This is a genomic window from Pedobacter sp. GR22-6 (assembly GCF_037402555.1).
In the GTDB taxonomy this organism is placed as follows: domain Bacteria; phylum Bacteroidota; class Bacteroidia; order Sphingobacteriales; family Sphingobacteriaceae; genus Pedobacter.
Map to the genome: position 1 here is coordinate 581322 of NZ_JBBEUC010000004.1, position 7998 is coordinate 589319.

Genomic DNA, 7998 nt, shown 5'->3' on the forward strand with positions numbered 1-7998 from the left:
AATAAATGCTTTGAGACAAAAATAGGAAAAAATTATAAACCCCGATCTCTCAATCGGGGTTTATAAGTTACTATACTATTTATTGACGGTATTATCGATAAAAGTAGCTGGTGTTCCCGTCAGTATATTCCCCCTTAATGCGAGCGTATACACCCTTTCCTTCAGGAATGAAGTTGCAGCTCTGATTGCAGTTTTTCCTGTCGCTTCATCAGTGACAGTGATGGAATAAGCCCCGGGCTTGAATCCGAAAAATGCAGATGCGGACTTATAAGCAACCCCTGTTGCTACCTGTGTATCTTCCACGATAGGTGGCTGTCCGGTAACGACAGTTGTTTTGGTCAGCACAAGTTTTAGCGTGGTATTCGGGCAAGGGTTGACAATCCGGATGAATGCCCTTGCAGTATCTAAAGCTATCGGAAAATTATCTTCCACAACAAAGGCGTCAGATTTTTTATCCGTTGTATTGTAAATCCCGCTTATGAAAACACTATAATATTTATCTAAAACAAAATTGTGTGCAACACTGGCTATGGTCAGGTTCGGTGTGGTAGTCGTAATTGTCGAAGACGTTGTCGCTTTAATTACATTTTCACCACCTGGTGCGAGAGCATACTGATTTGCCGGATAGGTACCTCCGAAACTAACTCCGTTAATAGACTCTACACCGGTCTGAGATAATGCTGCAGATATTTTAGTTTCGTTGGCATAAAAATTAACAGAGGGCGCGTTAATTGAAAAATTATACAACCTAATCCGGGCACCCACTATAGGCTCATTGATATTTAAAACCGCCTCATCTTTGCAGGAAGTCAGCGCTAAAGAGATGAGCAACACCATCCACAGTAGCTTAATATTTATTCTGTTCATCTTTTCTGTCATTTAAGGGTTTACAAACCAGGTTGGCTTTGTTGTGAAGTCAATGTCGGTACCACCAATTTTCTTTAAGGCTTCTATGTTCCACACATATTCAGAAGCATATCTTGGCCTGAACCGGTACACAACCTTACCTAGATTATCGGCCGACAAGCGGGATACATCAGGTGGCGCAAAACCCCTGAATACCTGCTGGTTTGTTTTTGGATCGAGATCCGTGTAATGGAATCTCCGGAGATCCGTCCATGTCTCTAAAAAACCCCAGGCAAATTGTGCAATATATTTCTGGCAAAGGATATGACTTAATGTGAGTTGTGTTTCAGCAGCCGGCACAATATTTACATTACTCAGGTATGCGGCTTTTTCAGTTGCGCTGATCTGTGAGGCGGTTCCTGTAGGAACACGTGAATTGGTCGTATTTACAAAGTCAATATGGGCATCTATGCCTTTTTTATACGCATCCATAGCAACTGGAAGATAACCCTTACGAAGCGCAGCTTCAGCTTTGATAAACTGCAACTGAGAATAAGTCATCAATGGAATTTTGGCAACATCATCAAACAGATACCTACCTGGCGAGCTTTCTAAAACATTACCCACCGTATTAAAAAATGTAGGCGGCCTGTCTGCCGCAGGAGAAATAGTGGTCAGGGCAAAAGTTGGCTGGATCCCCTTATAAATCCCAGAGGGTGAAGGCCAGATCATACGGCTCATCCTTGGATCTACAATTCCGGGAAAAGCTGTACCATTTAGCAAATTCACAAAAAATTCTGTTTGCCTGAATGCATTCAAATTTGCACGACGTTGTCCCCAAAAATTGGATAACGCAGACTGACCTCCTGTGAAAGTATACAGCGCATTATCTACATTACCAGTGAACGATTTATCTACATATTCAATAACCTTATCGGCGTCAAACGTACTTTTATTGGTCAGATGACTCAAGTTAATGGCCATCATGCCATAGGCAAATTTTAGCCACTGCTCTTTTGCTCCGTTATACACCAAATCTCCTTTTGCCAGATAACTTTTAGAGATAGTCCCATCAATACGCTGCAAATTAACAATTGCCGTATCCAGCAATTTCCTAACTTCTTCATAAGCGTATTCCTGGGAATCATAGTCAAATGACGTGCGGTCCTGCCCAATTTGTTTGATGATCAATTCACCATGCATATCTGTAGCGCGCTGAAAACCGATAGCTTTCAGGATATAACCAACTCCCAATACATCCCAGCGTTTTTCGGCTTCAGCATCTCTCATCATGTCAGAAAGGTTCTTCCCAAGAAATATATAGGCCAATTTCCAGGTCTCACCGCCATTGTCTACGGGTGGAGGTTGATAGCCCATTGTATCCCAAATGTCCTTATCTCCGGTACCAGACCAATTTTGGATATATTTACCTACATATCTGCCATCCCATTGGTCAGCCTGAACCACATAGTATAACATAGGTGCCAATAATAAATTTGGAGAAACTTTTTCAGGACCGTTTGGATTTTCATTTACATCTAACCATTTTTTACAGCCCGCTGCCATCAGTAATACAAACATTACGAAGACAGTATATATCATTTTTTTCATAGCTTATTAATTAAAAACCTACTCTAAAACCAAAATTAAATCCAGTCGGTGTGGCAAAATTCCCATAATCGATACCTACACCGCCAGCACCTCCAACCGCGGCAGTATTTCCATTATTAACCGGATCAAGCCCAGTATAATTTGTGATAATAAACAAGTCGGTGATTGTAGTGAATATACTCGCAGACTTCACAAAATTCTGCCTGGACAAGAACTTAGTTGGCAGGTTATAAGAGAGCGTAATATCTCTCATTCTCAAATAATTTACATCTTTTTCGATAAATTGTTCCGGTAGGGCTCCAGTGATGTAATAACTATCGGCAAGGTATGGAAGAATCGTAATGTTGTTTTTTGTAGGGTTTCCGGTATTTTCCAGTCCGTCCATCAATACTCCTTTCACAATTCTCGGCTCTTCACGATCCAATGTCCTTGTGGCTAAGCCTCGCACAGTTAACTGATGCTGTGTTCCGTTCAACACATCTCCCCCCTTTCTAATATCAAGCAGGAACGAAAGGTTAAAATCTTTGTATGAAAACCTGTTGGTAATACCCATTGTCCAGCTTGGCCAACGGTCAGAGCCATTCGGAATATATTCTGTACTTACTACAGGCAATCCATTTGCAGGACTGATCAGCAGCTCTCCTTTGTCATTTCTTCTCCAGAACCTGCTGGTAAACGAGGTGATCGGCATTCCAGGTATAGATGCCGACCTGATATCTCCGTAAAACCAGGTATCAGAGTTGTAGGTTTCAGGCAAATCTTTTGGCAGCGCTACCAGTAAGCTTCTTTGCAACGCGAAATTTGTTATTATGTTCCATGAAAAATTTGTCGTGGATATTGGCTTGGCATTTACCATCAATTCATAACCCCAGTTCCTGGTCGTACCGCCATTAAGCTGTGATAGAATGAAATTGGTAGCATAGCTGGACCGGATTCCACCTATGATCTGATCTTTAGTGGTTTTGCGGTAGTAGGCAAAATCGACTGTAAGGCGGCTTTTTAAAAAGGCCAGCTCAGTGCCGATTTCATAAGATGTAGCCATTTCCGGACGTAGATTTGGATTAGGCCCATAGTTGCCGTAGCCAAAACCTCCACCTACCACTTCCTTAAATTCCAGTGAAGAGAATACCCGGTAAGGACTGGCATCCCTACCTACCTGGGCAATACTGGCTCTCAACTTTCCGGAATTCAATATAGATTTCAGTCCTGATAAGGCCTTCAGGTCTGTAAACATAAAACTTAATGATGCCGAAGGATAGAAGAACGAATAATTGTCTACAGGCAAGGTGGATGACCAATCATTCCTTCCCGTCAGCGTCAGGTAGACCAGACGATCATAATCCATCACTAAATTTCCGTAAACCCCCATTAATCTTCTCTGAGCGATTGTCGTTTTGGTAAACCTTGAAGTTGCAGCGCTATTATTAACCGATACAAAATTTGGATCTAAGAAGCTCTCCGTGCTTACAGCGGTCGTTTTATTATAATCGTCCCGTGCCTCTGCACCGACATTAAAACTCAGTCCGAATTTAGGAAGTACATTTGCAAATTTTCCAGATAACATCGTACGCATGGTTAGGTTGCCCGTGTTAGACACTGCTTCATCGTACTGCCCTCCCTGAGCCAAACCATAACTACTTTCAGGATGTCTTAGAATAGCATTCTTATTTGCATATGTATCATAGCCTATTCTGGCTTCTGCTGTAAGCCATTTAGCCAATGTAAAGGTTAATGCTGTTGCAGTAAAAATGCGGTTGTTCCCTGAATTAATAAAATTCTTATTGTTATTGAAATAAGGATTATCAGTCTCATTATCAAAATTTAAAGTTCTTCTCGAACCATCTGGATTTAAATAGTTCTTGGCATCATCGGTCACCGGCCATAATAAAAGATTCATCAATACACCACCTGTACCTTTAAATACCTGATCATTTGTCGCATTGGAGTAGGTAAATGAAAGATCTACATTTAGCCATTTATTTACCTGGCTTCTGGTAGCTCCAGTCAGTGTGTACCTATCATAAGTCGTATTTGGAACTACGCCAGTCTGCTGGTTGTAAGTTCCCGACACCCGGTAATTTGATTTCTCCGTACCTCCTTCAAAAGCAACATTATGCTTTTGAGTGATTGCAGTCTTAAAAAATCCACTAATATTGTCGTAAAGCTTAGCGTTAGGCTCATTTTTTGGACCCCAGTAGTAAATCGTATAACCAGAGCCTGGAACACCGTTACGCCCCATACCATAGGTTGTTTGTACTTCCGGTGCTTTAGTTACTTCATCAAACCTTAAACTATTGCTATAACTGACCCTACCCTCGCCGCTTTTACCTCTCTTTGTCGTGATTAATATCGCTCCGTTTGCAGCATCTATCCCATATAAAGCAGCTGCTTCTGGTCCTTTTAGGACGGTAATTTCTTCTATATCTTCCGGACTAAAGTCTGAAGATCTGTTGGTAAAGTCTACACTTCTATTTTCGAAGCCATTTACCCTAGTTGCCAATGCTGCGGTAGAGAATGTACTATTGTCCATTGGCATTCCGTCGACAACCATTAGTGGCTGGTTGCTGCTACTCACGGAACTAATTCCTCTAATTGTAATCTGGGATGAAGCTCCTGGAACTCCCGAAGTATTCACAACATCTACCCCCGCAATCCTACCCTGTAAAGAATTAATAAAATTCTCGCGTTGTGTTTGCGCAACCTCGGCACCGCCAACGGTCTGGATGGCGGAACCCTGACTCCTTTTCTGAGTCTGGATACCAAGCGCTCCAGTGACGGTCACCTCACTTAATTGATTGGCATCAGTCTTCATTACAATATCTACTACACTCTCTTTGTCAATCAGACGTTCCTGCGAGACCGTTCCGATATAGGTAAAAACGAGTGTCTGTCCAGGGCTTACCTTAACCGAGTACAAACCGTCGCTAGCCGTTTGAGTACTCACCGTAGCACCCTTGATTCTGACGGAAACTCCGGGAAGGGGCAAACGATCTTCATCCAGAATTCTTCCCGTAACCGTCTTTTGCTGCGCAAAAGCATGCACTATCAGCAAAAAACCAGCTACAACAATTAGGAGTAGTTTTTTTTTCATAAACAATTTAGGTTAGTAATTAAAGTTTTGTTTGTTAGTTGACGGCCCGTTACACTTAATCTTAAACACGCAATTTCACGCATTTTTAGTAAGGTTTAGTAAATATGATAAATGTTTTCGACTTATTTACAAAATAAATGAGTATTTTAATCTTGTTACACAAATTATTGTTGCATAAACCCGCAAAAACCTGCATTTGATTTTTGTATTCAATTTTTATTATTTTAGGCAAAAATTAAACTACAGGAAACCCGGAGAAATCAAGAACATGTTAAAAAGGGAACGACACGATTTTGTCATGAGGCAAATCAATTTGCACAACAGGGTACTTACTTCCGACCTCGTACAATTACTCAATGTCTCCGAAGATACCATCAGACGTGACCTTCAGGAATTATCTGACAGCAATCAATTATTTAAAGTACATGGAGGCGCGCTGTCCAAATCTTATCAATCTTCTTTCGACGATAGCGCCGTCTATGCAAAAGATGCCAAAATAGGTATCGCAAAAAAAGCCATTTCCCTGATTAAAGATGGCATGGTCATCCTAACCGGTGGCGGAACAACCATTATAGAACTTGCCAAACAGTTACCAGAGAACCTGCATGCAACGTTCTTCACCATTAGTCCATTTGTAGCCATAGAACTGGCGAAATATGCAAAAATCGAAGTAATCCTCATTGGCGGACTGTTTTCAAAAAACTCTCAGGTTACTTATGGTGGACATGTAATTAACCAGCTTTCAGAGATCAGCGCTGATCTTTGTCTGCTTGGGACAAGTGCATTGCACCCATCTGATGGGCTTACAGATACCGACTGGGAGATCAATCAGCTCAAAAAAACCATGCTAAACTGTTCTAAACGAGCTGCAATACTGTGCATTTCAGAAAAACTGAATATTTCCTTAAGATTGAAAGTTGCTACACTGGAGAACATCCAGTATCTGGTTACCGAACTACCACCGGAGCATCTATTATTACAACCATATCAGGCAAAAAATCTGCAGATCATTTAACCTGGCAGAGAAATTTTCCCCATATAAACTGCAGGCGCTCCTGAACTGTCACCAAAATTAATGGCTGAACCAACCAAGGTCTCGTTGGCCAATAAAGCAAACAAAACCGACTCTTTAGCGTCTGGATTAATTCCCAGAGACTCCGTTGTATGAAATTGCAGCAAGGGCAACCCGGCTTTAAGTTGACTCACCAACAATGGATTATGCATACCTCCCCCACTCATATATACCTTTATATTCTGATCTGTATGCAGGAATTGATTGATCGCACGAATAATTACTTCAGCTGAGAAGCAGCATAATGTAGCCAACACATCTTGCCGGGCCAAACTTTTAGTCTCTGATTTTGTCATGGCGCCTTCTAAATATGACAGGCTAAACAATTCAGGCCCTGTTGTTTTAGGAAAACCCAGGCTTAAAAATTCATGTTCGAGCAGCGCTTCAAGAAGCGCCGGATTTGATTGTCCCGTACGGGCAATAGCTGCATTTTCATCATAATAAAGACCTTCAAAGTGACGCTGGACATATTGATCCATTAGGGTATTTCCCGGCCCTACATCGGTAGAGCATACTTTAGCTGAATCTTGATCCCCAGGCAAATAGGTAAAATTTGCTATTCCGCCAATATTCAGCATGATGCGATCTTCTCCTGCTTTGGAAAACAACAGGTAGTCACCATATAAAGCAAGCGGCGCGCCTTCTCCTCCTGCAGCAATGTGTTTCTGCCGGAAATCACTTATTGTTAGAATACCTGTTTTGACAGCAATGTGATCTCCGTCTCCAATCTGCAGTGTTCCATTGGGATAGCCAGGCAATCCGTGAAACGATTTTGGTGCATGATAGATCGTCTGCCCATGACTGGCAATGACATCAACCTCTTCTTTCTTGATCCCCCAGGCAGACAGAGCCTCCAGAATTAGTTCAGCGTGCTGGAGCGCAACCTGCTCGTTCATCAGACAGACCATCTGAAGATCTGCATCACGTTTTGCAAAGATTGACTTAACCTGCATCTTGAATTCATTTGAATAATCAAAGGTCTCAAATTTCAAAACCTCCAAGCGGGTATCAATTCCATTTCCGTTTACAGCACAAAGTGCGATATCCAATCCATCCAGAGAGGTACCTGACATTAAGCCAATAATAATACGCTCAGGCTTGTTGATGATTTCAAAAACTCTGTTCCAGTTCTTATTCATATTCCAGGTTTAATATCGCAAGATACAATTCCTGTTTTCTGCAATATCTGCCTGAATCAAAAAATATTTAAAAATTTACGAACTCGGCCTATCGCCCTTTGTCCTATACTTCAATCGTTTGAGTAGCTTACAAAAGCAGAGATTTGTTGGTTTTAACCGAATGATTCAGAATTTAATTGTTTGATATCCTCCCTTGAGTGCCTATCTTTACTGCTCCGTACAAACTTTAAGAACAATTA

5 protein-coding genes are annotated in these 7998 nt (G+C 41.5%); 1 reads left to right on the top strand and 4 read right to left on the bottom strand.

What is annotated here, in order from left to right; all coding sequences use genetic code 11:
• Window positions 1–75 precede the first annotated feature (75 nt).
• Genes WAE59_RS20620 through WAE59_RS20630 form a run of 3 tightly spaced genes read right to left on the bottom strand, consistent with a single transcriptional unit; the run spans window position 76 to window position 5548 of the window.
• Window positions 76–867, bottom strand: a complete 792-nt coding sequence (locus WAE59_RS20620) for a DUF4397 domain-containing protein (protein ID WP_337857877.1) — start codon at window positions 865–867, stop codon at window positions 76–78.
• Window positions 868–879: 12 nt separating this feature from the next.
• Window positions 880–2457 carry a SusD/RagB family nutrient-binding outer membrane lipoprotein gene (locus WAE59_RS20625; RefSeq protein WP_337857878.1) on the bottom strand — a complete coding sequence of 526 codons (1578 nt, stop codon included), beginning with the start codon at window positions 2455–2457 and terminating at the stop codon, window positions 880–882.
• Window positions 2458–2467: 10 nt separating this feature from the next.
• Entirely contained in the window at window positions 2468–5548 is a 3081-nt protein-coding gene (locus tag WAE59_RS20630) for a SusC/RagA family TonB-linked outer membrane protein (protein WP_337857879.1), read from the bottom strand.
• A gap of 268 nt (window positions 5549–5816) precedes the next feature.
• On the opposite strand from WAE59_RS20630, the gene WAE59_RS20635 reads away from it, so the two are divergent.
• Complete coding sequence (locus tag WAE59_RS20635; protein WP_337857880.1) at window positions 5817–6563, top strand: DeoR/GlpR family DNA-binding transcription regulator; 747 nt, start codon at window positions 5817–5819, stop codon at window positions 6561–6563.
• Here the strand turns inward: WAE59_RS20635 and WAE59_RS20640 are convergent.
• Window positions 6560–7759, bottom strand: a complete 1200-nt coding sequence (locus tag WAE59_RS20640) for an anhydro-N-acetylmuramic acid kinase (protein WP_337857881.1) — start codon at window positions 7757–7759, stop codon at window positions 6560–6562. The two genes, WAE59_RS20635 and WAE59_RS20640, sit on opposite strands and share 4 nt — an antisense overlap.
• Between the last annotated feature and the right edge of the window lie 239 nt (window positions 7760–7998).

Bases quoted from the DNA above. Each gene is read 5' to 3' on its own strand.
- WAE59_RS20630 (WP_337857879.1), bottom strand. From the start codon at position 5,548: ATGAAAAAAAAACTACTCCTAATTGTTGTAGCTGGTTTTTTGCTGATA.
- WAE59_RS20625 (WP_337857878.1), bottom strand. From the start codon at position 2,457: ATGAAAAAAATGATATATACTGTCTTCGTAATGTTTGTATTACTGATG.
- WAE59_RS20640 (WP_337857881.1), bottom strand. From the start codon at position 7,759: ATGAATAAGAACTGGAACAGAGTTTTTGAAATCATCAACAAGCCTGAG.
- WAE59_RS20620 (WP_337857877.1), bottom strand. From the start codon at position 867: ATGAACAGAATAAATATTAAGCTACTGTGGATGGTGTTGCTCATCTCT.
- WAE59_RS20635 (WP_337857880.1), top strand. From the start codon at position 5,817: ATGTTAAAAAGGGAACGACACGATTTTGTCATGAGGCAAATCAATTTG.